Below are 24,055 nucleotides of genomic sequence, written 5' to 3' on the forward strand. Positions count from 1 at the left end.
TCTCCGGAGGAGAACGCGTACTACGCCGAATACTGGCGGGTGATGGGCCGGATATTCGACCGCGACTTCCCGCAGGGCGAGGCGTACACCATTCCGGAGCTCCCGCTGTGGGTGACCCGCCTCTCCGCGGTCGCCCGACGCCTCGACTGGACGCCCCGGCTCGTCGACTTCGCCTCGTACACCGGGCCGGAGCGGAACATCGACGTCGACGGTCTCGCCCGGCAGGTGCGGGCCACGGCGCCCGCCCTGGTGGCGATGTCCCCCTACACGGCCAACTACCAGCTGGCCGTGGCGCTCGCCCGCCGGATCAAGCGCCTCGCCCCCCGCACCACGGTCGTCGTGGGCGGGCCGCACGTCAGCGAACTGCCGCAGGAGAGCCTCCGCGACGGCTTCGACTACGTCGTGGTGGGGCGCGGCGAGGCACCGCTCGCCCAGCTGCTGTCCGAGCTGTCCGCCGGGCGCCGCCCGGGCAACGGCTACCCCGGGCTGCTCGCGCCGGGCCCGGGCGAGCGGACCGCGGAGCGGCGCGAGCTGTTCCAGGACTACTGGACGATGGAGGCCGACTACGACGTCCTGCCCCGCGGATACCCCCTGCACTACGCCCGGATCTACGCCACCCTCGGCTGCCCCTACCGCTGTTCGTTCTGCGCCGACACGCTGTGGATCGGCATGAAGCCCTATCTCCAGGACACCGAGCGGCTGCGCCGGGAACTCACCAGGATGAAGGAGCGCTTCGACCCGGCCGTGCTCTTCGTGGGGGACGAGGTCTTCACCCTCAACCACGACCACTGCTCGGCCGTGATCGACCTGCTCGGCGAGGTGGGCATCCCGTGGTTCTGCCAGACCAGAGCCAATCTGCTGGTGCGCGACTCCGATCGCAAGCTCCTCGCGAAGATGCCGGACGCGGGCTGCCGCCTCATCAACATCGGCGCGGAGAGCACCGACTCCGAGGTCATCCAGAACCTTCAGAAGCGCATCACGGCGGACCAGCTGCACGCCGCCTGCGAACGGGCCAAGGAGCACGACCTCGCCGTCCTGACCTACTGGATGGTGGGGGCCCCGGGGGAGTCGCGCCGGTCCGCCGACGCGACCCTCGACGACATGGTGGGGCTGCTCGACGCGGGCCTGACGGACCTGGTGGACTACTTCATCTGCACGCCCTACCCGGGAACCTCCATCTACCGCGACCCCGACAAGTACCGCGTCACCATCGAGCCCAAGCCCTGGCGGCTGTGGCGCGAGGACATCCCCTCGGTGATGAGCACGGTCGAGCTGCCCGCCGCCGAGATCTACGACCTGTGGCTGGCCGGGCTGCGCCGGATCACGAGCGTCATGCGGGCCGAGAGCATGCAGTCGGCCCCGTGAGGCGGACGGTCCTGGTCCTGGGGGGAACGGGAGTGCTCGGCGCGGCGCTGTGCGCGCGGTTCTCGGCCCTCGGGGACGAGGTGGTCGCCACGGCCCGCGCCGGGTCGCGCCGACGCGCCGCGCCCGCTCCCGGCGCCGCCCTCGTCCCCCTGGACGTGACCGACGAGGAGGGCTGGCCCGCCGCCCTGCGGGCCGTGGGACCCGAGCGCGTGGACCTCGTGGTGGACGCGATCGGCGCGTACACCCCGGCCCCGCTGCACACCGACAAGAGTGCGGCCGAGCGCGTGCTCTGGGTGAACTCCCTCGCGCGCGGACGCCTCCTGGACCAGCTGGTGGCGCGGCTCTCGCCGGGCAGCGGCGTCGTCCGCGTCGACAGCTCGCTCGGGGACTTCCCGTCGCGCACCGACACCCTGGTGTCGGCGGCGAAGGCCGCGGACCGGGTCATGTCGTACGCGCTCGCCGACAGCTGCCGTCGACGCGGCGTGTCGTTCGGTTCTCTGGTCCTCACCGCGGTGGAGGAGTCCCTCGACGCCCGTCAACGCGCGCTGTTCGTGCGGCGGTTCGGGCACGAGCCGCCCTCCGCCGCGGCCGTCGCCGAGGCGGTGTCGGGTCTCGCGGCCCTGTCCGGGATCGCACCGGGAAGCGCCCGCCTGTGGTTCCCGTGGCACGGCATCGGCGGCGATCCGCTGGCGGAGGACCCGTGCTGAGGCGCCTGTCGACGCTGCTGTGCGCGGGCGTCCTGGTGGCGGGGTGCGGCAGCGCGCGCGGCGAGGTCGTGGCCGGGGTCCCGCTGGTCGCCGCCGGTCGGCTCACCACCTGCACCAATCTGCCCTACCCTCCGTTCGAGTACGAGAAGGACCGGCGCGTCGTCGGCTTCGACATCGACATGACGGGCCTGGTGGCGAAGCGGCTCGGGGTGCGGCAGCGCGTCGTCGACTTCCCCTTCGAGGTGCTCAAGACCGGGACGGTGCTCAACGCCGAGCGGTGCGACATCGTCGCGGCGGCCCTGGCGGTCACCGGGGACCGCGAGCGCTACGTCGACTTCTCGGCGCCGTACTTCCGCGCCGTGCTGTGCGTGGTGGTCCGCCGCGGCACCCGGGTGGACTCCCTGGCCGACGTACGCCACCGGCGGCTGCGCGTCGGCGTGCAGTCCGGGACGACCGGGGCCGATCACACCCTCGCCGCGGGCATCGACCCGCGCTCGTACGCCACGGTCGACGGGCAGCTCGACGCCCTGCGCTCCGGGCAGGTGGAGGTCCTCGTCCAGGACTGCCCCGCGGTGTCCACCTGGCTGCAGGACCCCCGGCACGCCACCGCCTTCACCACGGCCCTGACCGTCGACGCCGAGCAGGACTACGCGTTCGCCGTCCGCCAGGGGGAGCACCCCGGGCTGCGGCGGCTGGTCGACGAGGTGATCGCCACGGCCCGGCGCGACGGCACGTACGAGCGCCTGTACCGGAAGTGGATCGGTGTCCCCCCGGTCCGGGCCGCCTCCCCGGAGGCCGGATGACGGCCTCGAAAGCGGTGGCGGCCGGCCTTCCCGTCCGGCGGCGGCGCGGACTGCTCCTCGCCGCGCAGTACCTCGCGCTCGCCGTCGCGGTCTTCGCCGTCGTGCTCGCGGCCGACTGGTCCGGCCTGCAACGCAACTTCGCGGAGCCGCACATCGCCAGGGCGATGTTCCCGGACCTCGTCGTCGTCGGGCTGCGCAACACCGTGCTCTACACGGTGACGGGGTACGGGATCGGATTCGCGCTGGGCCTCGGCGTCGCGCTGCTGCGGACCTCCAGGGCGGCGCCGTACCGCTGGCTCGCCGCCGTGTACGTCGAGGTCTTCCGCGGTCTGCCCGCGCTGCTGGTGTTCGCCTTCATCGGGGTGGGGCTGCCGTTGGCGTTCCCCGGGTTCGTCGTGCCGGGCGGTGTGATCGGGCAGGCGGGCCTCGCGCTCGGCCTGGTGTCGAGCGCGTACCTGGCGGAGACGTTCCGGGCCGGGATCGCCGCGGTGCCCCGCAGCCAGGTCGAGGCGGCGCTCTCCCTGGGGATGTCCGACCGGCAGGCGATGACCGCGGTGGTCCTGCCGCAGGCGCTGCGCACGATGGTGCCGCCCCTCACCAACGAACTGGTGGCGGCGTTCAAGGACTCGTCCCTGGTGCTGTTCCTGGGGGTGAGCCTGGACCAGCGCGATCTGGCGAAGTTCGGCCAGGACGCGGCGGGAACGCAGAGCAACAGCACGCCGATCATCGCGGCCGGCTGCTGCTATCTGCTGGTGACGGTGCCGCTGGCCTTCCTGGTGCGGCGCCTCGAAGCACGGCGTGGAAAGGGCGGGGGACACCCATGACGGACCACCTGCGCACGGATCCCGGGAGGGGGCCGGTACCGCCTGCCCCGTCGCCGCCTGCCCCGACTCCCGCGCTGGATCCCGGCACGGGCGTCCTGCCGTCGGTCGAGGCGTGCGACGCCGCCGAGTGGGCGCGGCTCGGCCGAGGCCGGAGCCTGTACGTCAGCCGCCCCTACCTCGCGTACGCCGAGCGGTGCCACCAGGACGGGGCCGCGTACGTCACCTGCCGGGCCCAGGGGCGCCTGGTGGCGGCGCTCCCGGCCTACGAGTGCGCCTGGCCGGACGGCGAGCTCGACGCCTACGACTACCAGGACCAGTACGGCGGCCTGCCCGCCCTGGCCGGGGTGGACCGGGCCCTCTGGTACCCGGGCATGCTCGGCGGCACCCGCAGCGGATACGTGACCGACCCGCTCCTCGACCCCGCCCTCGACGAGCGCGCGCAGCGCGAGGCGACGCGGCGGCTCCTGCGCGGCTTCCGCCAACGCGCCGCCGACCGGGGCGCCCGCAGCGCCGCCCTGCTCTATCTGACCTCGGACGCCGCGAGGATCGTGTCCGCCTCCTCGGCACGGGAGGAGGCGCCCGACGGCGAGCGGGCCCCGCTGCTCCTCTCGCCGTTCGGCGTCGACACCTGGCTGCCGGTGGACTTCGCGACGTTCGAGGACTACGTACGGCAGCTGTCCTCGAAGCGGCGCCACGCGGTCCGGCGCGAGATCGCGGCCTTCCGCGCGCAGGGCAGAAGGGTGGAGGTGACCCGGCTCGGCGACTGCCCCGAGGCACTGGGGCAACTGCTGGCGAACGTCCAGCGCAAGTACGGCCACCGGAGCACCGCGGCCCGGATGACGGACCTCCTCGACCAGTACACCCGCGTGCTCGACGACGAGAGCCGCGTCTTCCTCTGCCGGGGGCCGGACGGCGGCCTCCTCGGCTACGCCCTGTACTTCGCGTGGGAAGGGGTCCTGTACGCGCGGAACGTCGGGTTCGACTACGAGCGGCTGCCCGGCGACGACGGCACGTACTTCAACCTCCTCTTCTACGAGCCCATCGCCTACGCCGTCGAACACGGCTACAGGGCCGTGCACTTCGGCATGGGCTCCCGCGCCAAGGCGGCACGCGGCGCCCTGATCCGGCCCTTGTGGTCCCTCCTCCTTCCCCCCGAGGGCGCACGGGTTCCCTCGCCCGGGGAGGCAGGCGCGTGGAACGCGGCCTGGCGCGATCGGTGGGCGCGGGAGTACCGGGGGTTCGGTGCGCAGCTGCCGGACGCGGAGTGGGGCCTGACGGAGGGGCCCTGGGCCTAGTCCCGGCTCACGTTCACCCGCCCCCCGCTCGCGAGCTCCGGTGTCAGGTCGACCTGGATCTGATGGGTGGCCTGCCGGTCGACGCTGCCGCTGAGTTCGGCCGTCACCACGCCGATCCGGATCCCACCGCGCCCCGTTCCGGAGCGGTGGACCTGGACGGTGAAGGTGAGGCTCACGTTCTCCACGGCGAAGCTCAGGTCCTGGCCCTGGCTCTCAAGGCGGGCCGCCGCCAGCTCGCCCCTGATCTGACGGATCACCTCGGCCAGCCCCACGAACCCGGGTTCGTTCGACAACTCGCCTCCCCGGCAAGCCAGTTGATCTCACATTGCACCAGTATGCGCCGGGGGCGTGCGCCCGTATAGTTGCGGAGTATGGCTGCTGGCGGGGGAGTCCGAGCCGCCTCGTCGATGGAGACGCCGAGCTGGGCCGTGCGGATCCGCGGCGCTGACGGGGAGATCGCTGGGGCAGGCATCCTGCTGAGCCCCGACCGGGTCCTCACCTGTGCCCATGTCGTGGACCGGGCGGCGGCCCGGGTCACCGCGGAGTTCGTGGGCGCCGCCGGCCACCGCGTGCCCGCGGTCGCCGCCCGGGTGGACGGGGACGCGTACGTACCGGAGACACAGGACGCGGACGGCGACCCCAGCGGGGATGTCGCGCTGCTACGGCTGGAGCGGCCCCGGCCCGCGGGGGAAGCGGTCCGGCTGCACCGCCTTTCGGCGCCGGGCCGCGCGGTGCGGATGTACGGCTTCCCGTACGACCACAACGGCGGCATCTGGTTCCGCGCCACCGTCGTCGGCAGCTGCGGACGCGACGGGCAGGTGCAGCTCAGCCCCACCAGCCCCGGCGAACTGGCCAGCCCCGGCTGCAGCGGCGCGGGCGTCGCCGACAGCGCCACCGGCGAGGTCATCGGCATGGTCCTCACCGGGCAGAAGGACACACACGGCAACCGGTTCTCGTTCATGAGCCCCGCCGAGACGATCGTCCGGCACCTGCCCCGGGTCGAGCCGTTCCTGGAGGGGCCCGCCGCCGTCGACGACCGGCTGCGCTCCACCGCGGACGACGCCGCGGAGGCGCTGCTCGACGAGCCGTTCGCCCAGCGCCTCGCCGCCTGGCTCCGGGACGACGGCCGACAGGTGAAGATCAGCGTCGTCCGGCACGACGACGACGCCCGCGGCGCCACGCTGCGCCGCGCCATCACCCTCGCCGACCGGGAGTTGCGCACCCCGGCCTCCGTCGGCCGGGCCTCCCTCGACCCGCCGGGCACCGTCCCGTCGGCCGGCGGCCACGACCTCGCCGTGCACGCCGGCGGGCTCACCTCCACGGAGATCGCCGAGCGGATCGCCGAACGCATGGGCCTGTGGCCGCGGCCCGGGGACTCGGCCCTCGACCGGATCCGCACCGCGAGGGTCACCCTCAACCTGGTCGTCGTCGGCGTCGACGAATCGCTCGACCCACCCGCCCTCCTCGACCTCCTCGACGTGCTGCGCGCCGGGGGCAGCAGGCTGCTCCTCGTCTTCCGCACAGCGGGCAGCTGCTGTCACCGCGCCCGCCGCGAGCTCCTCGTGCGGCCCGCGCGCGAGCGCGGAGAACGGCTCGTCGTGCGGCTGAGAGAGATCACCGGGCCGCTCGCCGGGGCGCTGGGCGAACGCCGGGCGGCCGTGGTGCCGTACGGCGTTCCGCCCGTCGACGCGGACCTGGTCGCCGCGCATGCCGCCCTGGCCGACCTGCTCCGGACGGAGGGCCGCGACCACGGCCCGGACCTGGCCCGCTACGAGCGCCTCGCGGACCGCGTCGCGGCCCGCCTCACCCGCCACATCGCCCGGCTCGACCGCCTGAGCGACCGCCGCGACGAACTCGGCGGCCGCCTGCGCGGCTACCACGTCCTGCGGCAGCACTCCACCCGAGGTGAGGAGGACCCGGCGGTGGACGCTCTCTATCTCCGGGCACACGACCTGCTCCAGACCCGCCCCTGCGACCTCCACGCGGCCGAGGCGGCGGTCGACGCCTACACCCACCACGTCGACACCCACCACAGCCGCCCCGGCCGCAGCGGAGGCCCGGCGTGAGCGGGGCCGCCTGCGCCAGAGCCGACTGCCGGGGCGGCGAGATCATGGTGACCGGGTTCTGCGACACCTGCCTCCGGCGGGCCGTCGCCCCCGGCCCTCCAGCACCGGACACGCCGGGGCCGGACGGGTCGGGCCCGGACGCGCGAGGGGCCGGGACACCGACCGGCACGGGCGAGGGCACGGCACGCCCCTTCGGGCCGGCCGCCGGTGAGCTGGACCGCGACGGCCTTCTGGTGCTGCCGCATCTGCCCTCCCCGGAGCCCTCGGACGCCGCCGACACCACGGCCCGGCCGCCCACCGGGGGCCGACGCTGCGGATCCGACAACTGCCCCGGCACGATCGGGGTGTCCTACGACGACGACCTGCCACCGGACCACGGCTTCTGCCCGGAGTGCGGCACGCAGTACTCCTTCCGCCCGAAACTGCGCCCCGGCGACCAGATCGCCGGGCACTACGAGGTGCTCGGCTATCTCGCGGTCGGCGGCCACGGCTGGGTCTACCTCGCCGAGGACACCCGCGTGCCCGGCCTGCACGTCGTCCTCAAAGGCCTGATCAACACCGGGGACGCCGTGGCCCGGCGGGCCGCCGTCGAGGAACGCCGCTCGCTCACCACGCTGCACCACCGGGACATCGTCCGGATCGTGACGCACGTACAGCACCAGGCGCCCGGAGACACCGAGCCGACCGGCTACATCGTGATGGAGTACGTCGGCGGCCGCTCCCTCGCCTGGATCCGGTTCGCCTCGGACGAGGACCTGGCCCGGCTCTTCGGGCCCGGCGGCTTCGAGTTCGGGCACGTCATCGCGTACGGCTGCAAGATCCTCGGCGCCCTGGAGTACCTGCACGACCAGGGCCTGCTCTACTGCGACATGAAGCCCGAGAACGTCATCCACTACGGCCGCGAGATCAAGGTCATCGACCTCGGCGCCATCCGTCGCATCGACGACCGCTCCTCCGGCCTCGTGTACACCCTCGGCTACGCCCCGCCGAAGAAGGAACGCGACGAACGCGGCCTCGACGTCGACAGCGACCTGTACGCCGTCGGCCGCACCCTGAAGGTCCTCGCCGAGCGGGCAGGACCGCCCGCCGGCCTGGCCGCCCGCTCCTTCGACGCGCTGGTCCGGCGCGCCACCCGCCCCGAACCCGCCGCCCGCTTCCGCTCGGCCGCCGAGATGTCCCGCCAGCTGTGGGAGGTGCTGCGCGAGCACCAGGCGCTGAGCGGCCACGAGCCGTACCCGGAGCGGTCCACCCGGTTCGAGCCGACCGCCGCGCTCTTCGGCGCCGCCCTCGGCACGGTCCCCGCCCTGGACCGCTTCACCCACCGCCCCGCCACCGCCCCCGGGCTGCCCGTCGGTGCCCCCGCCCCCCGGGAGACCGCCCGCGCCCTGCCCGTGCCCCTGCCCGACGCCGCCGACGACGCCGCCGTGCTGCTCGGGGGGCTTGCCGCCGACACCCCCGACCGCATCGCCGAGCGCGCGGCGAGCGACCCGGCCCTCGGCACCGCGGAGACCGCGCTGTGGCTGTGCCGCGCCTATCTGGAGGCGGGCGACGCCGACCGGGCCGCGGTGTGGGTGCGTACGGCCGAGGAGCGCGTCGGCGACTACGACTGGCGGATCTTCTGGCACCAGGGCCTCATCCAGCTGACCCGGGGTCAGGTGGAGTCGGCGGAGGGCGAGTTCGTGGCCGCCTACAGCGCTCTGCCGGGCGAGGCCGCGCCGAAGCTGGCGCTCGGATACTGCGCCGAGTACCTGGCCGACCAGGAGAGCGCGGCACCCGGGTCCGGGGCGGCCCCCGCCCGGCCCCGGCACGACGCGAAGCAGCGGGCCCGGCGCGCCGAGGCCCGCGCCCGGCAGGCCGAGGAGTACTACGAGGCCGTACGGCGCCGGGACCGCGCCCAGGGCAGCGCCGCCTTCGGGCTGGCCCGCGTGCAGCTGCGCCGCGGCGACCGGCACCGGGCCGTAGCCGTCCTGGACGAGGTGCCGACCACCTCCCGGCACCACGACGCCGCGCGCGTGGCCGCGGTCCGGGTGCTCGCGGGCCGGCTGCCCGGCGGATCCGTGCCCGGCGCCGCCGAGTTGCGCGCGGCGGCCGAACGGCTCGCGGGGCTGCACCTGGACGGCAGCGGCTCCTGGGACCGCCTGGTCACCGAGCTGAGGGAGCACGCGCTCGGCTGCCGTCCGCCCGACGGCTGGGGGAGCGGCTTCCCCGCCGGTGAGCTGTTCGGCCCGGCGGACACCGAGTCGGCCCTTGCCGGACTCCTTTCCCGGTCGCTGAAGCGGCTCGCGGACCAGGCGGGCAGCGTCGGCGAGCGCGGCGACCTCCTTGACCGGGCGTACGCGGTGCTCCCCGAGCCGGTCGCCGTCCGCGATCTGCTGCGGGGCCGACGACGACGTACGGCGTGAGCGACCGACGACGAGGTCGAGGAGGCGCACGGACATGGCGGAGACAGGAGCGCCGAGGGCGGGCGGGACGGCCGGGCAGGTCACCGTCGGTCTTGAGGTCAGCCAGTGGAAGTACCTCTCCGGCGAGGAGAGCGACCCGCGGATGCACGCCGTCCTCAGCGTGCGCGTGGACGGCACCGAGGGCGGCGGCCCGGTGCTCGCGCAGGTGCTCGCCCTGGACTGCTCCGGCTCGATGACCTGGCCGCCGGAGAAGCTGCACGCCGCCCAGGAGGCGGCCGTCGCCGCGATCCGTGCACTGCCCGACGGCACGCCGTTCGCGGTGGTGCGGGGCAACGAGCAGGGGACCATGGCGTACCCCGGCACCGCGACCATGGCCCGGGCCTCGGACACGACCCGGAAGCGGGCGGAGCGGGTGGTGCACGGCCTCGTCGCGGGCGGCGGCACCTGCATCGGCGCCTGGCTGGACCTCGCCCGTCGGCTGCTGACCGAGCAGGGCGCCCCCGTCGGGCACGTCCTGCTGCTCACCGACGGGAAGAACGAGCACGACGAGCAGATGCCGCTGGCGGGCGTCCTGGAGGAGTGCGCGGGGCGGTTCGTCTGCGACGCGTGGGGGATCGGCGACGGCTGGGACGCCCGCGAGCTCCTCGCCGTCACCCGCAGGCTGCACGGCTCCGCCTCCTCGGTGCGGGAGGAGGCGGCCCTGCCTGTGGAGTACGAGAAGCTGGTCAGCGGCCTCCTCACCAAGACGGTCCCGGAGCTGGCGATCTCGGTGACGCCGATGCCGGGCGCCGAGGTGCGCTACCTCAAGCAGGTCTTCCCGACCGAGGTGGAGCTGACCCCCGAGGAGGGGACCGAACGGTTCGTCACCCGCGCCTGGGGCGACGAGACCCGCCGCTACCAGCTGTGCCTGTGCGCCGACCCGGCGGGCCGCCCGCGCCGCGAGGACCTCCAGCTCGCCGTGGTCGCCGTCGACGTACCCGGCGCCCAGGAGGCTCGGCTGCCTGCGCCGCAGCCCTGCCTGGTGCACTGGACCGACAACCCGGCCCTGTCCCGGCACACCGACGCCCAGGTCGAGCACTTCGAGCAGCACCAGCGGCTCGGCGAGGCCGTCGCCGCCGCGACCGACGCCCACCGCCGCGGGGAGCGCGACCTCGCCGAGCACCAGTTGGGCCGGGCGGCGCAGCTGGCCGAGGCGATGGGCGCCACCGAGCAGCTGGACCGCCTCGCCCGGCTTGTGCGGATCGACGACGCGAGCGCCGGGCGGGTCGCGCTGCGCCCCGATGTCACGGCCGTCGACTTCGAGCACCTGATCGCGGCCAGCAGCCACAGCAGCTACGGGCCCGCGTCCGGCACCGGTACCGGCGGCGGTACGGGCACCGGCGGCGGCAGCGCGGCCGGGTTCACGGCCGCTCCGGGCTCGGGCAGAGCCACCGTGCCCTGCCCGGGCTGCTCCCACAAGGCACCGGCGGCGGCCCGGTTCTGCCCCTCCTGCGGCCACCCCTTCGAGGCCCTGCCGTGAGCACCACCGGCCGGGACCTGACCCGACGACTGAGGCTGCTCCTTGCCCTCGGGGCCGCCACCACGTTCGTGCTGTTCCTCGCCTACCGGGGCGTGCACGACGACACCGTGCCGTTGTCGTCGTCGAGCACCCCCGGGATCCTGGCCGTCGACACCGCGCGGAGCGCGATGCGCAAGGCCCACGGGGTGGTCGGTGACAGTGGGCCGGAGGGCGACAAGAGCGGCGAGTTCCAGACCCAGATCTCGGTCGCCCACCAGAGCCTCGCGCTCGCCGCCTCGGAGAACGTCACCGGCCTGGAGGGCCGCCAGGACCTGCAGACCATCACCGGTCTGATCGCCGTCTACTCCGGCTGGGTGGAGCGCTGGGGCCAGGAGCCGGACAACTCGCCGTTGCGCGCGGCCTATTTGTTCTACGCCGAACAGGCGCTCGGCCTCCAGGCCGGACCCGGCTCCGACGCGGACATCATGAGCCGCCTCGACGCCCTGCGCGGCCGACAGCTCGACGAGGCCGGACAGCAGGCGGCCTTCCCGTGGCAGCTGTGGCTCGGCTGGAGCACGGTCGCCGTGCTGTACGTCGCGCTGTGCGCCGCGCTCTTCGAGACCCAGCGGTACCTGCGGCGTCGCTTCCGGCGGCCGGTTCAGGTGCGGCTGCTCGCCGCGACCGTCGTGTGCGCGGTCGGCGTACCGCTCCTGGCATGGGTCACCGTCGCGGCGCACGACGCGATGACCGACTCCGTCGCCGGGATCCGCGTGCCGAAGGACGACCCGGACGACATCCCCAGGGTCGCGGAGCAGGTGCAGGACGCGATGACGCACGCCGGGCTGTGGGCGTCGCTGTCCGACTGGGTACTGGTGGGAGGGGCCGTGGTGATGGCGTTGACGGCGTGGGGGCTGTGGCCGCGGATCGCCGAGTACCGGTTCAGGGCACCGCGATGAGGGCCGGGACGAGCGCCGGGACGAGCGCCGTGCCGCGCCGTTCCCGTCGCCGCACCCTCGCCGTCTTCGCCGTCTGTCTGGTCCTGCTCGGCGCGGGGGTGGTCGCCGGGGTGCGCTGGGCCCGGGAGGCGACGGGCTCGGTCACCCTGCTCGCCAACTGGAGCGGCGCGGAGCGCGAGCACTTTCAGGAGAAGGTCATCGAGCCGTTCGAGGAGAAGTACCGGATCGACGTCGTCTACCAGGGCAGTTCCGCGCTGAGCCAGGTGCTCGCCGCTGACGTGGCGGCCGGGAACCCACCCGACGTGGCGATCCTGCCGGGGCCGGGCGAACTGCTGTCCTACGCGGCCGACGGCAGGCTTCAGTCCTTGGACGGGCTGTTCGACCCCCGGCAGTACGACCGCATCTGGGCGCCCGAGGTGACGATCCCCGGCCGGGGCGGCCACACCTACTGGCTCCCCGTCAAGACCGGCCTCAAGAGCATGGTGTGGTACGCGGGAGAGAGGCCCGGCAGACGGTCGGCGGGCACGCCCGGGCGGTGGTGCCTGGGCATGGAGTCCGGCGCGACCTCCGGCTGGCCGGGCACCGACTGGGTGGAGGACATCCTGCTCCAGCAGGCCGGGCCCCGGGTGTACGAGGACTGGGCCAAGGGCGAACTCCCCTGGACCGACGGCGCCGTACGCAAGGCCTGGACCACCTTCGGCGAACTGGTCGGCGCCGGCCGGAACCGCCGTGTCGAGCGGGCCCTGACCACCGGCTTCGGCGCGGACTGCGCCCCCGGCCGGCTGGAGCACCAGGGCTCCTTCCGCGCCGCCCACTGGCACCGGGCGGGCGGCGACTACGTCCACTCCGCCGCGATCGTCCCCGACGCGGGCCCGGACGCCGGGGCCCGGGAGGTGTCCGGCGACCTCGCGACCCTGCTCAACCGCTCGCCGGAGGCCGAACAGTTCATCCGCTACCTGGCCGACCCCGGCACGGCGCTGCCGGAGTACACCGCCAACAAGGAGGCCGCGCCGGACGGTGGCCGGGACAGCGTGGCGCGGAAGATCGGCGAGGACCTGCGCACACCGGGGGAGCCCCGCTGCTGGGACGCCTCCGACCTCATGCCCCGCACCACCCGTGACGCCTTCCACCAGGCGGTGCTGCGCTTCCTCGTCGCCCCGAGGCAACTGGACGCCCGTCTGACGGAACTGGAGGCGGCACGCACCGGACAGGACCTGCCGGTGTGCGGTGGCGGGTGACCCCCGTCCTTTGCGGACGGGGCTGGAGCCGCACGCCTCCGGGGCGGTGGACGGGTCCCGTCGTCGCTCTTCCCCCTTACTGGAACACGTTCTACTGTGGCCGCCGTCAAGCCGGGCCGCCGCCGTGCGGTGGCGCCGGTGGCGGCGTCAGGGCCGCCTCGGCAACGGACCGCAAGGAGGGGCCGTGCACCTCGCATACACGCCCGCGCAGCAGCGACTGCGCGCCGAACTGCGTACGTACTTCGCCGAGCTCGTGCCCGACCACGCGAGCGCCCGGTTCGGCGACCGCGCCGCGCAGAAGCGGTTCTACCGCGAGACGATCCGCCGCCTCGGCGCCGACCGCTGGCTCGGCGTGGGCTGGCCCGAGGAGTACGGCGGGCGCGGGCTCACGCCCATGGAGCAGTTCATCTTCTTCGACGAGGCGGCCCAGGCCGGAGTCCCGCTGCCGCTGATGGCGCTGAACACCGTCGGCCCGACCCTCATGCGCTACGGCACCGCCGAGCAGAAGGCGTACTTCCTGCCGAAGATCCTCTCCGGCGAGATCGACTTCGCCATCGGCTACAGCGAGCCCGACGCGGGCACCGACCTCGCCTCGCTCAGGACGCGGGCGGTGCGCGAGGGCGACGAGACCACCGGCCACTACACGGTCAACGGGCAGAAGATCTGGACGACCAACGGCGACACCGCCGACTGGGTGTGGCTCGCCGTGCGCACCGATCCGGACGCGCCGCCGCACCAGGGCATCTCCATGCTCCTCGTACCGACGACCGACCCCGGCTACTCCTGCACCGTCATCAGCACCCTCGCCGGGCACGACACCACGGCTAGCTACTACGAGAACGTCCGGGTGCCCGCGGGGCACCGCGTCGGCGAGGAGAACAAGGGCTGGCGGCTCATCACCAACCAGCTCAACCACGAGCGCGTCACGCTCGCCGCGCACGGCACCATGGCGATCCGCGCCCTGCACGACGTGCGCCACTGGGCCGCGGGCACCAAGCTCGCCGACGGCCGCCGCGTCATCGACCTGCCCTGGGTGCGCAGCCGCCTGGCACGGACCCATCTGAAGCTGGACGCGATGAAGCTCCTCAACTGGCAGATGGTGCACGCGGTCCAGGACGGCACGCTCACCCCGCAGGACGCCTCCGCCGTCAAGGTCTACGGTTCGGAGGCGCGCCGCGACGCCTACGCCTGGCTGATGGAGGTCGTGGGCGCCCCGGGCGCCCTGAAGGAGGGCTCCGCGGGCGCGGTCCTTCAGGGCGAACTGGAGCGCGGCTACCGCTCCGCGGTCATCTTCACCTTCGGCGGCGGCAACAACGAGATCCAGCGCGAGATCATCTCGTGGATCGGCCTGGGCATGCCCCGGGTGCGCCGCTGACCGGGCCGCCCGGAAGGCCTCAGGCCTGTTCCGAGCGGAACGTCGCCGGGGTCCACCCGGTGTGCTGCTGGAAGAACTTCGAGAAGTTCGCCGAGTCCGCGAAGCCGACGGCCGCGCCGATGCGGCCCACCGGCAGGTCGGTGTGGGCGAGCAGGCGCTGGGCCTCCAGGATCACGCGGCGGTCGATGAAGCCCTTCGGGGTCTGGCCGGTGGCGGCGCGCACGGCGCGCACGAGCGTGCGGCGCGAGTAACCGAGCTCGTCGGCGTAGGCGCTGACGCTGTGGTTGGTCGTGAAGCCCTGCTCGACCGCCGTGCGGAACCGGGTGAACGTGGTGTCCGGCTGCGGCCTGCACTCGTCCGCCGCGGCCTGCGCGGAGACGTGCGCCACCCGCAGCATGAGGGCCGTGAGGGAGTGCCTGAGGACCGAGGTGTGCAGGCTCGGCGGCAGCGTCGCCGTGTCCAGGTACTCGCGCTGCAACTGCTCCAGGGAGGCGTCGATCGCGGCGCGCTGGGCCCCGTCCGGACGCAGCAGCGGCGGGCGGTCGTAGCGGTACAGGCCGGTCGCCTCCACGGTCGCGCGCGGCAGGAAGCCGGGCTGCATGGTGAGCGCGGTGCCCACGTACCGGTCGGTCGCCGAGAAGCTGTGCACCTGGCCGGGTCTGATCCACAGGACGTCGCCCGCGCCGACCGCGTACTCCGCGAAGTCGATGGTGTGGCGGACCGGGCCCTCGCGGAAGAAGAGCAGCACGTGGAAGTCGATGCGGTGCACGCGCCGCGACAGGCCCACGCCGCCCGCCCAGGGGCCGTCGGTGCCCATCGGACCGATCTGCATGCCGACCCCGGACACGCTCGCGCTCGGGTCGAAGGGGTAGGTACGGATGTGCTCCGCGGCTCCCAGATGTGCGCTCGTCCGTGCGCCGCCCCGCTCCGTCATCCACTGTCCTTGGCTCAAAGGGGCCTCACGGAGACCCCGACCGCTGTGCGTGTCCCATTTTCACCCAACGCTGGCACGGGGGCACCTACCTCGCCAAAAGTATGACCTTTACCTTCGTAGATGGCTCGACCAGGGGCTTTGGTCCTCGGCGGGTAGTGCCTTCGGGCACGAAAGACGACTCACGGATGCGAAGGAATTCAGACAGATGAGCACGCAGACACCGGACACCCTCGGCCCCTTCGAGTGGACCGACCTCGACCAGCGTGCCGTCGACACCGCCCGCCTCCTGGCGGCCGACGCCGTGCAGAAGGTCGGCAACGGACACCCCGGCACGGCCATGAGCCTCGCGCCCGCCGCGTACACCCTCTTCCAGAAGGTCATGCGGCACGACCCCGCCGACCCGGAGTGGACCGGCCGCGACCGCTTCGTGCTGTCCCCCGGCCACACCAGCCTCACCCTGTACACCCAGCTCTTCCTCGCGGGCTACGAGCTGGACCTCGACGACCTCAAGGCGTTCCGCACCCAGGGCTCCCGTACGCCGGGCCACCCCGAGTACGGGCACACCGCCGGGGTCGAGACGACGACGGGGCCGCTCGGCCAGGGCGCCGCCAACGCCGTCGGCATGGCCATGGCCGCCCGCTACGAGCGCGGCCTGTTCGACCCCGAGGCACCCCGGGGCACGAGCCCCTTCGACCACACCATCTGGACGATCGTCTCCGACGGCGACCTGGAGGAGGGCGTCTCCGCCGAGGCCTCGTCCCTCGCCGGCCACCAGAAGCTCGGCAACCTCGTCTTCCTCTACGACGACAACCACATCTCCATCGAGGGCGACACCCAGACCGCGTTCTCCGAGGACGTCCTCAAGCGCTACGAGGCCTACGGCTGGCACGTGCAGCGCGTCACCCCGCGAGCCGACGGCGACATCGACGTCCACGCCCTGTACGAGGCGCTCGCCGCCGCCAAGGCCGAGACCGAGCGGCCGTCCTTCATCGCGATGCGCACGGTCATCGCCTGGCCCGCGCCCAACGCGCGGAACACCGAGGCGTCCCACGGCTCCGCCCTCGGCGCCGACGAGATCGCCGCCACCAAGCGCCTCCTCGGCTTCGACCCCGAGCAGTCCTTCGCCGTCGCGGACGACGTCATCGCCCACACCCGCGAGGCCCTGGACCGCGGCGCCGAGGCGCACACCGCCTGGGACAAGCGGATCGCCGCCTGGCGCGCCGACAACCCCGAGCGCTCCGCGCTCCTCGACCGCGTCATCGCGGGCCGCCTGCCCGAGGGCTGGGAGGAGGCGCTGCCCGCGTTCGAGGCCGGCCCGAAGGTCGCCACGCGCGCCGCGTCCGGCAAGGTCCTCCAGGCCCTCGGCCCGGTCATCCCCGAACTGTGGGGCGGCTCCGCCGACCTGGCGGGCTCCAACAACACCACCATCGACAAGACGAGCTCCTTCCTGCCGGAGGGCAACCCGCTGCCGGAGGCCGACCCGTACGGCCGCACCGTGCACTTCGGCATCCGCGAGTTCTCGATGGCCGCCGAGATGAACGGCATCGCGCTGCACGGCAACACCCGCGTCTACGGCGGTACCTTCCTGGTGTTCTCCGACTACATGCGCAACGCGGTCCGCATGTCCGCGCTGATGCAGCTGCCCGTCACCTACGTCTGGACCCATGACTCCGTCGGCCTCGGCGAGGACGGCCCCACCCACCAGCCGGTCGAGCACCTCGCCTCGCTGCGCGCCATCCCCGGCCTGAACGTGGTCCGCCCCGCCGACGCCAACGAGACGGCCGTCGCCTGGCGCGAGATCCTGCGCCGCGGCTCCGTCGACCCCGCCCCGCACGGCCTGGCCCTCACCCGGCAGGGCGTGCCGACGTACGAGGCCAACGAGGCGGCGGCCAAGGGCGGTTACGTGCTCGCCGAGGCGTCGAAGGGGACCCCGGACGTCCTGCTGATCGCCACCGGCTCCGAGGTGCAGCTCGCCGTCGGCGCCCGGGAGCGACTGGAGGCCGAGGGCATCGCGACGCGCGTCGTGTCGATGCCGTCGGTGGAGTGGTTCGAGGAGCAGCCGAAGGAGTACCGCGACAGCGTCCTGCCGCCGTCCGTCAAGGCGCGCGTGGCCGTCGAGGCGGGCATCGCCCTGACCTGGTACCGCTATGTCGGCGACGCCGGACGCGTCGTCTCCCTGGAGCACTTCGGCGCCTCCGCGGACGCCGCCACGCTCTTCGCCGAGTTCGGCTTCACCGCCGAGAACGTCGCCGCGCGGGCCAGGGAATCCCTGGCCGCCGCCCGCGCTTGATCACTACGCAGCACGTACGCGAAAGAAGATGAAGAACATGAGCAACGCCGTACCCACCTCGCAGCCCCTGCGGGCCCTGTCCGACGCGGGCGTCTCCATCTGGCTGGACGACCTGTCCCGCAAGCGCATCGAGTCCGGTGACCTCGCCGACGTCGTGGCGCACGGCCACGTCGTGGGCGTCACCACCAACCCCTCGATCTTCCAGGCCGCCATCGGCTCCGGCGAGGGCTACGAGGACCAGCTCGCCGACCTGGCCGTCCGCGGCGTCACCGTCGACGAGGCCGTCCGCATGATGACCACGGCCGACGTCCGCGCCGCCGCCGACGTCCTGCGCCCCGTGTACGACGCGACGGGCGGCCGCGACGGCCGCGTGTCGATCGAGGTCGACCCGCGCCTCGCGCACCGGACGGAGGCCACCGTCGCCGAGGCCAAGCAGCTGGCCTGGCTCGTCGACCGGCCGAACGTCATGATCAAGATCCCGGCGACCACGGCGGGCCTCCCGGCGATCACCGAGGTCATCGGCCTCGGCATCAGCGTCAACGTGACGCTGATCTTCTCCCTGGAGCGCTACCGCGCCGTCATGGACGCGTACCTCAAGGGACTGGAGCTCGCCCACGAGCGCGGCCACGACCTCGCCACGATCCACTCCGTCGCCTCCTTCTTCGTCTCGCGCGTCGACTCCGAGATCGACAAGCGCCTCGACCGGATCGGCACGGACGCGGCGAAGGAGCTGAAGGGCAGGGCCGCCCTCGCCAACGCCCGCCTCGCGTACGAGGCCTACGAGGAGGTCTTCGCCGCCGCGCGCGCCGGCGTCCTGGCGGCCGCGGGCGCCCACAAGCAGCGCCCCCTGTGGGCCTCGACCGGCGTCAAGGACCCGGCGTACAAGGACACCCTGTACGTCGACGAGCTGGTCGCGCCGGGCACGGTCAACACCATGCCGGAGGCCACGCTGAAGGCCGCCGCCGACCGCGGCGAGATCACCGGCGACACGGTGACCGGCGGCTACGAGCAGGCCCGCGCCGACCTGAAGGCCGTCGACGCCCTCGGCATCTCCTACGACGAGGTCGTGCAGCAGCTGGAGGACGAGGGCGTGGCCAAGTTCGCGGTCGCCTGGAACGACCTCCTCGGCACCGTCGGCACCCGTCTGCAGGGCCTGCGCGGCCAGGGAGTTGAGTCCAAGTGAGCCCCAGCAGTACGTGGCGCAACCCGCTGCGTGACCCGCGCGACCGCCGCCTGCCGCGCATCGCGGGCCCCTCCGGGCTCGTCATCTTCGGCGTCACCGGCGACCTGTCCCGCAAGAAGCTGATGCCCGCCGTCTACGACCTCGCCAACCGGGGGCTGCTCCCGCCGGGCTTCTCGCTCCTCGGCTTCGCCCGGCGCGAGTGGGAGGACCAGGACTTCGCCCAGGTCGTCCACGACTCGGTGCGCGAGCACGCGCGGACCCCGTTCCGCGAGGAGGTCTGGCAGCAGCTCGCCGACGGCATGCGCTTCATCCCCGGCGACTTCGACGACGACACCGCGTTCAAGCAGCTGCGCGACGCCGTCGACGAGCTCGACGAGAAGCGCGGCACCAGCGGCAACTACGCCTTCTACCTCTCCGTGCCGCCGAAGTTCTTCCCGAAGGTCGTCCGGCAGCTCAAGAAGCACGGCCTCGCCGACGCGCCCGAGGGCTCCTGGCGGCGCGCCGTCATCGAGAAGCCCTTCGGCCACGACATCACGTCGGCCAAGGAGCTCAACGCGATCGTCCACGACGTGTTCGCGCCCGAGCAGGTCTTCCGCATCGACCACTACCTCGGCAAGGAGACCGTCCAGAACATCCTGGCCCTCCGCTTCGCCAACCAGATGTACGAACCCATCTGGAACCGGAGTTACGTCGACCACGTGCAGATCACCATGGCCGAGGACATCGGCATCGGCGGCCGCGCGGGCTACTACGACGGCATCGGCGCCGCCCGTGACGTCATCCAGAACCACCTGCTCCAGCTCATGGCCCTGACCGCCATGGAGGAGCCCGCCGCCTTCGACGCCGAGTCGCTCGTCCTGGAGAAGCTCAAGGTCCTCAAATCCGTACGCGTTCCGGCCGACTTGGACCGGCACACCGTGCGCGCCCAGTACGCCGAGGGCTGGCAGGGCGGCGAGAAGGTCAAGGGCTACCTCCAGGAAGACGGCATCGCCCCCACCTCGAAGACGGACACCTACGCGGCCGTCAAGCTGGAGATCGACAACCGCCGCTGGGCGGGCGTGCCGTTCTACCTGCGCACCGGCAAGCGCCTCGGCCGCCGCGTCACGGAGATCGCGGTCGTCTTCCAGCGCGCCCCGCACTCCCCGTTCGACGGAGCCGCCACCGAAGAGCTCGGCCAGAACGCGATCGTCATCCGGGTGCAGCCGGACGAGGGCATGACCGTACGCTTCGGATCCAAGGTCCCGGGTACGTCGATGGAGATCCGCGACGTGTCGATGGACTTCGCGTACGGCGAGTCGTTCACGGAATCCAGCCCGGAGGCCTACGAACGGCTGATCCTGGACGTCCTGCTGGGCGACGCCAACCTCTTCCCGCGCACGGAGGAGGTCGAGGAGTCCTGGCGCATCCTCGACCCCATCGAGGGGCACTGGGACAACCATGGCAAGCCCGCAAGGTACCCGGCCGGTACGTGGGGCCCGGCCGAAGCGGACGAAATGCTCGCACGAGACGGACGGAGCTGGCGCAGGCCATGAAGATCGACCTGACCGACACCACGGCAAGCAAGGTGAACAAGGCGCTCGTCGAAGGGCGCCGCGCCATCGGGACCCCTGCCGTGGGCATGGTCCTCACGATGGTCATCGTCACCGACGAGGAGAACGCCTACGACGCCACCAAGGCGGCCCAGGAGGCGGCCCGCGAGCACCCCTCGCGCACCCTCGTCGTCATCAAGCGCACCGCGCGCTCCCCGCGCGACCGCCAGGGCAACCGCCTCGACGCGGAGGTCCGGGTCGGCGCCGACGCGGGCACCGGCGAGACCGTGCTCCTGCGCCTGTACGGCGAGGTCGGCCAGCACGCCGACTCCGTCGTCCTGCCGCTGCTGCTCCCCGACGCCCCGGTCGTCGTGTGGTGGCCCGTCGACGCCCCGGACGAGCCCGCCAAGGACCCGCTCGGTGCCCTCGCCGCCCGCCGCATCACCGACGCGTACGCCGTCGAGGACCCGCTCGCCGCGCTCGCGGACCGCGCCAGGTCCTACGCGCCCGGCGACACCGACCTGGCCTGGACCCGGCTCACGCCGTGGCGCTCCATGCTGGCCGCGGCCCTCGACCAGGCCCGCGTCGACATCACCTCGGCCGCCGTCGAGTCCGAGGCCGAGAACCCCAGCGCCGAGCTGCTCGCGCGCTGGCTCGGCGCCCGGCTCGGCGTGCCGGTCGAGCGCGTCACCACTGCGGGGCCCGTCGTCACCGCGGTCCGCCTCGGCACGGCGAACGGAGAGATCCGCATCGACCGCCCCGAGGGCCCCCTCGCCACCCTGTCCCTGCCCGGCCAGCCCGAGCGCACCCTCGCCCTGAAGGTCCGCACGACCGCCGAGCTGATCGCCGAAGAGCTCCGCCGCCTCGACGCCGACGAGATGTACGCCGTCGCGCTGCACGGCGACGCCTCCGGCTCCAAGGAGTCCGTTCAACATGCCTGACACCACGCCCCTGTTGACCCGGCGACCGCAGTGGGCCGCCCTTGAGGACCACCGCGCCAAGTCCGAGGGCACGCATCTGCGGGAGCTGTTCGCCGCTGACCCCGGCCGTGCCGAGCGCTACACGGCGCAGGTCGGCGATCTGCACATCGACTATTCCAAGCACCTGATCACGGACGAGACCCTCGCGCTCTTGCGGGAACTGGCCGCCGCGACTGATGTGTTCGGGTTGCGGGATGCCATGTTCCGGGGCGAGAGGATCAATACGACGGAGGGGCGGGCGGTGCTGCACACGGCGCTGCGTGCCCCGGCGGATGCCGTGGTCGAGGTCGACGGTGAGGACGTGGTGGCGGGTGTGCACGCGGTGCTGGAGAAGATGGCGGCGTTCGCGGGGCAGGTCCGTTCGGGTGAGTGGAGGGGCCACACCGGCAAGCGGATCAAGAACGTGGTCAATGTGGGTATCGGGGGTTCCGACCTCGGTCCGGCGATGGCTTATGAGGCGTTGCGTGCTTATACCGACCGCGATGTGACGGTCCGTTTCGTGTCGAACGTGGATGGTGCCGATCTGCACGAGGCCGTGCGGGATCTGGATGCGGCGGAGACGTTGTTCGTCATCGCGTCCAAGACGTTCACGACGATCGAGACGATCACCAATGCCGAGGCTGCCCGTTCCTGGCTCCTGGCGTCCCTTGGTGACGAGGCGGCCGTGGCCAGGCATTTCGTGGCGCTGTCGACGAATGCCGAGAAGGTGGCGGACTTCGGTATCGACACGGCGAACATGTTCGGGTTCTGGGACTGGGTGGGGGGTCGTTACTCCTTCGATTCGGCGATCGGTCTGTCGTTGATGATCGCGGTCGGTGCGGATGCGTTCGGGGAGATGCTGGAGGGTTTCCGGCTGGTGGATGAGCATTTCCGTACGGCTCCGGCGGAGGCGAATGTGCCGTTGCTGCTCGGGCTGCTGGGTGTCTGGTACGGCAACTTCCATGACGCGCAGTCGCATGCGGTGCTGCCGTATTCGCATTACCTGTCGAAGTTCACGGCGTATCTGCAGCAGCTGGACATGGAGTCCAACGGCAAGTCCGTGACCCGGGACGGCAGGGCGGTGGAGTGGCAGACCGGTCCGGTGGTGTGGGGCACGCCCGGCACCAACGGCCAGCACGCGTACTACCAGCTGATTCACCAGGGTACGAAGCTCATTCCGGCGGACTTCATCGGCTTCGCGCGGCCGGTCGAGGAGCTGGGTGCGCTCGCGGGCCAGCACGATCTGCTGATGGCCAACTTCTTCGCGCAGACGCAGGCGCTGGCCTTCGGCAGGACGCCTGAGGAGGTGCGGGCCGAGGGGGTGGCGGAGGACCTGGTCGCGCACAAGACGTTCCGGGGCAACCATCCCACGACGACGATCCTCGCGCGGGAGCTGACGCCCTCGGTGCTCGGCCAGCTCATCGCGCTCTATGAGCACAAGGTGTTCGTCCAGGGCGCGGTCTGGAACATCGACTCCTTCGACCAGTGGGGCGTCGAGCTGGGCAAGGTCCTCGCCAAGCGCGTCGAACCCGCCCTGACCCAGGGCGCGGACGTCCCCGGCCTCGACCCGTCCACGACGGCCCTGGTCACGAAGTACCGCGCCCTGCGCGGGCGTACCCCGGAAGGTGTGTGAACCGACATGGAACTCGGACTCGTAGGCCTCGGCAAGATGGGCGGCAACATGCGCGAGCGCATCCGCCGCGCGGGCCACACCGTCGTCGGCTACGACCGTGACCCGAAGGTCTCCGACGTCGCCTCGCTCGCCGAACTCGTCGACAAGCTCGAAGGCCCCCGCGTGGTCTGGGTGATGGTGCCTGCCGGTGCCCCCACCCAGTCCACGATCGACGAACTCAAGGACCTGCTCGCCGAGGGCGACGTCGTCGTCGACGGCGGCAACTCCCGCTGGACGGACGACGAGAAGCACGCAGCCGAGCTCGCCGAGCGCGGCATCGGCTTCGTCGACTGCGGTGTCTCCGGCGGTGTGTGGGGCCTGGAGAACGGCTACGCGCTGATGGTCGGCGGCGACGACGAGCACGTCGCGCGCGTCCAGCCGGTCTTCGACGCCCTCAAGCCGGAAGGCGACTTCGGCTATGTCCACGCGGGCAAGGTCGGTGCCGGTCACTTCTCCAAGATGGTCCACAACGGCATCGAGTACGCGATGATGCAGGCCTATGCCGAGGGCTGGGAGCTGCTTGAGGCCGTGGACTCGGTCACGGACGTGCGTGAGGTCTTCCGGTCCTGGCAGGAGGGGACGGTCATCCGTTCCTGGCTGCTCGACCTGGCGGTCAACGCGCTGGACGACGACGAGCACCTGGACAAGCTGCGGGGCTTCGCCGCGGACTCCGGCGAGGGCCGCTGGACGGTGGAGGCGGCGATCGACAACGCGGTGCCGCTGCCCGCGATCACGGCGTCCCTGTTCGCACGGTTCTCCTCCCGGCAGGACGACTCGCCGCAGATGAAGATGATCGCGGCGCTGCGCAACCAGTTCGGCGGCCACGCCGTCGAGTCCAAGAGCGAGCACTGAGCGAGCACTGAGCGAGGGCTGAGCGGGCTGTGATCCACGGCCCGCTCAGCCCTCGCGGCCCCAGGGCGCGGGCCCGCACCGCCCGCGCCCTGGAGCCGCGCGGAAAA

The 24,055-nt window shown here is 72.7% G+C and carries 19 protein-coding genes; 17 read left to right on the forward strand and 2 right to left on the reverse strand.

Annotated features, from left to right (window positions below; all coding sequences use genetic code 11):
* The first annotated feature begins 42 nt into the window (after window positions 1-42).
* The 5 genes from C9F11_RS39125 to C9F11_RS39145 are packed head-to-tail and all read left to right on the forward strand — an operon-like array spanning window position 43 to window position 4,994.
* The gene (locus C9F11_RS39125) at window positions 43-1,365 is read left to right on the forward strand and encodes a radical SAM protein (RefSeq protein ID WP_171075991.1); all 1,323 of its coding nucleotides are present in this window, start codon (window positions 43-45) and stop codon (window positions 1,363-1,365) included.
* Complete coding sequence (locus C9F11_RS39130; protein WP_171075992.1) at window positions 1,362-2,072, forward strand: SDR family oxidoreductase; 711 nt, start codon at window positions 1,362-1,364, stop codon at window positions 2,070-2,072. Before C9F11_RS39125 ends, C9F11_RS39130 begins: the two co-directional genes overlap by 4 nt.
* Window positions 2,066-2,875, forward strand: coding sequence for an ABC transporter substrate-binding protein (locus tag C9F11_RS47775; protein WP_171075993.1), 810 nt, complete (start codon window positions 2,066-2,068; stop codon window positions 2,873-2,875). Before C9F11_RS39130 ends, C9F11_RS47775 begins: the two co-directional genes overlap by 7 nt.
* Entirely contained in the window at window positions 2,872-3,699 is an 828-nt protein-coding gene (locus tag C9F11_RS39140; protein WP_138964759.1) for an amino acid ABC transporter permease, read from the forward strand. Before C9F11_RS47775 ends, C9F11_RS39140 begins: the two co-directional genes overlap by 4 nt.
* Complete coding sequence (locus tag C9F11_RS39145; protein ID WP_138964761.1) at window positions 3,696-4,994, forward strand: GNAT family N-acetyltransferase; 1,299 nt, start codon at window positions 3,696-3,698, stop codon at window positions 4,992-4,994. The genes C9F11_RS39140 and C9F11_RS39145 overlap by 4 nt, the downstream gene beginning before the upstream one ends.
* Here the strand turns inward: C9F11_RS39145 and C9F11_RS39150 are convergent.
* A complete protein-coding gene (locus C9F11_RS39150; protein ID WP_138964763.1) occupies window positions 4,991-5,287 on the reverse strand; it encodes a trypco2 family protein in 297 nt (98 codons plus the stop codon). The genes C9F11_RS39145 and C9F11_RS39150 overlap by 4 nt on opposite strands.
* A gap of 78 nt (window positions 5,288-5,365) precedes the next feature.
* Here C9F11_RS39150 and C9F11_RS39155 point away from each other — a divergent pair, with 78 nt between their 5' ends.
* The 6 genes from C9F11_RS39155 to C9F11_RS39180 all read left to right on the forward strand — a co-directional run bounded on the left by C9F11_RS39155 (window position 5,366) and on the right by C9F11_RS39180 (window position 14,529).
* Window positions 5,366-7,060: a serine protease gene (locus C9F11_RS39155; RefSeq protein ID WP_138964765.1), complete on the forward strand. Its 1,695-nt coding sequence runs from the start codon at window positions 5,366-5,368 to the stop codon at window positions 7,058-7,060.
* Window positions 7,057-9,462, forward strand: coding sequence for a serine/threonine-protein kinase (locus C9F11_RS39160; protein ID WP_249402067.1), 2,406 nt, complete (start codon window positions 7,057-7,059; stop codon window positions 9,460-9,462). The genes C9F11_RS39155 and C9F11_RS39160 overlap by 4 nt, the downstream gene beginning before the upstream one ends.
* 34 nt (window positions 9,463-9,496) lie before the next feature.
* The gene (locus C9F11_RS39165) at window positions 9,497-10,981 is read left to right on the forward strand and encodes a VWA domain-containing protein (protein ID WP_138964767.1); all 1,485 of its coding nucleotides are present in this window, start codon (window positions 9,497-9,499) and stop codon (window positions 10,979-10,981) included.
* Complete coding sequence (locus C9F11_RS39170; RefSeq protein WP_138964769.1) at window positions 10,978-11,916, forward strand: hypothetical protein; 939 nt, start codon at window positions 10,978-10,980, stop codon at window positions 11,914-11,916. Before C9F11_RS39165 ends, C9F11_RS39170 begins: the two co-directional genes overlap by 4 nt.
* A 29-nt stretch (window positions 11,917-11,945) precedes the next feature.
* Window positions 11,946-13,154 carry an ABC transporter substrate-binding protein gene (locus C9F11_RS39175; RefSeq protein WP_249402068.1) on the forward strand — a complete coding sequence of 403 codons (1,209 nt, stop codon included), beginning with the start codon at window positions 11,946-11,948 and terminating at the stop codon, window positions 13,152-13,154.
* Between the two features lie 184 nt (window positions 13,155-13,338).
* Window positions 13,339-14,529, forward strand: a complete 1,191-nt coding sequence (locus C9F11_RS39180) for an acyl-CoA dehydrogenase family protein (protein WP_138964773.1) — start codon at window positions 13,339-13,341, stop codon at window positions 14,527-14,529.
* Window positions 14,530-14,548: 19 nt separating this feature from the next.
* Here the strand turns inward: C9F11_RS39180 and C9F11_RS39185 are convergent, their stop codons facing one another.
* The gene (locus C9F11_RS39185; RefSeq protein ID WP_138964775.1) at window positions 14,549-15,463 is read right to left on the reverse strand and encodes an AraC family transcriptional regulator; all 915 of its coding nucleotides are present in this window, start codon (window positions 15,461-15,463) and stop codon (window positions 14,549-14,551) included.
* 205 nt (window positions 15,464-15,668) lie between these two features.
* Between C9F11_RS39185 and tkt the strand changes: the two genes are divergently transcribed.
* Genes tkt through gnd form a run of 6 tightly spaced genes read left to right on the forward strand, consistent with a single transcriptional unit; the run spans window position 15,669 to window position 23,948 of the window.
* A complete protein-coding gene (gene tkt, locus C9F11_RS39190) occupies window positions 15,669-17,753 on the forward strand; it encodes a transketolase (protein ID WP_138964777.1) in 2,085 nt (694 codons plus the stop codon).
* 28 nt (window positions 17,754-17,781) lie between these two features.
* Complete coding sequence (gene tal, locus C9F11_RS39195; protein WP_171075994.1) at window positions 17,782-18,936, forward strand: transaldolase; 1,155 nt, start codon at window positions 17,782-17,784, stop codon at window positions 18,934-18,936.
* Window positions 18,933-20,468, forward strand: coding sequence for a glucose-6-phosphate dehydrogenase (gene zwf, locus C9F11_RS39200; RefSeq protein ID WP_138964781.1), 1,536 nt, complete (start codon window positions 18,933-18,935; stop codon window positions 20,466-20,468). Before tal ends, zwf begins: the two co-directional genes overlap by 4 nt.
* The gene (gene opcA, locus C9F11_RS39205) at window positions 20,465-21,406 is read left to right on the forward strand and encodes a glucose-6-phosphate dehydrogenase assembly protein OpcA (RefSeq protein WP_138964783.1); all 942 of its coding nucleotides are present in this window, start codon (window positions 20,465-20,467) and stop codon (window positions 21,404-21,406) included. Before zwf ends, opcA begins: the two co-directional genes overlap by 4 nt.
* Entirely contained in the window at window positions 21,399-23,057 is a 1,659-nt protein-coding gene (gene pgi, locus C9F11_RS39210) for a glucose-6-phosphate isomerase (protein ID WP_138964785.1), read from the forward strand. The genes opcA and pgi overlap by 8 nt, the downstream gene beginning before the upstream one ends.
* 6 nt (window positions 23,058-23,063) lie before the next feature.
* Window positions 23,064-23,948, forward strand: coding sequence for a phosphogluconate dehydrogenase (NAD(+)-dependent, decarboxylating) (gene gnd, locus C9F11_RS39215; RefSeq protein ID WP_138964787.1), 885 nt, complete (start codon window positions 23,064-23,066; stop codon window positions 23,946-23,948).
* Window positions 23,949-24,055 lie beyond the last annotated feature (107 nt).

Source organism: Streptomyces sp. YIM 121038, assembly GCF_006088715.1.
In the GTDB taxonomy this organism is placed as follows: Bacteria; Actinomycetota; Actinomycetes; order Streptomycetales; family Streptomycetaceae; genus Streptomyces.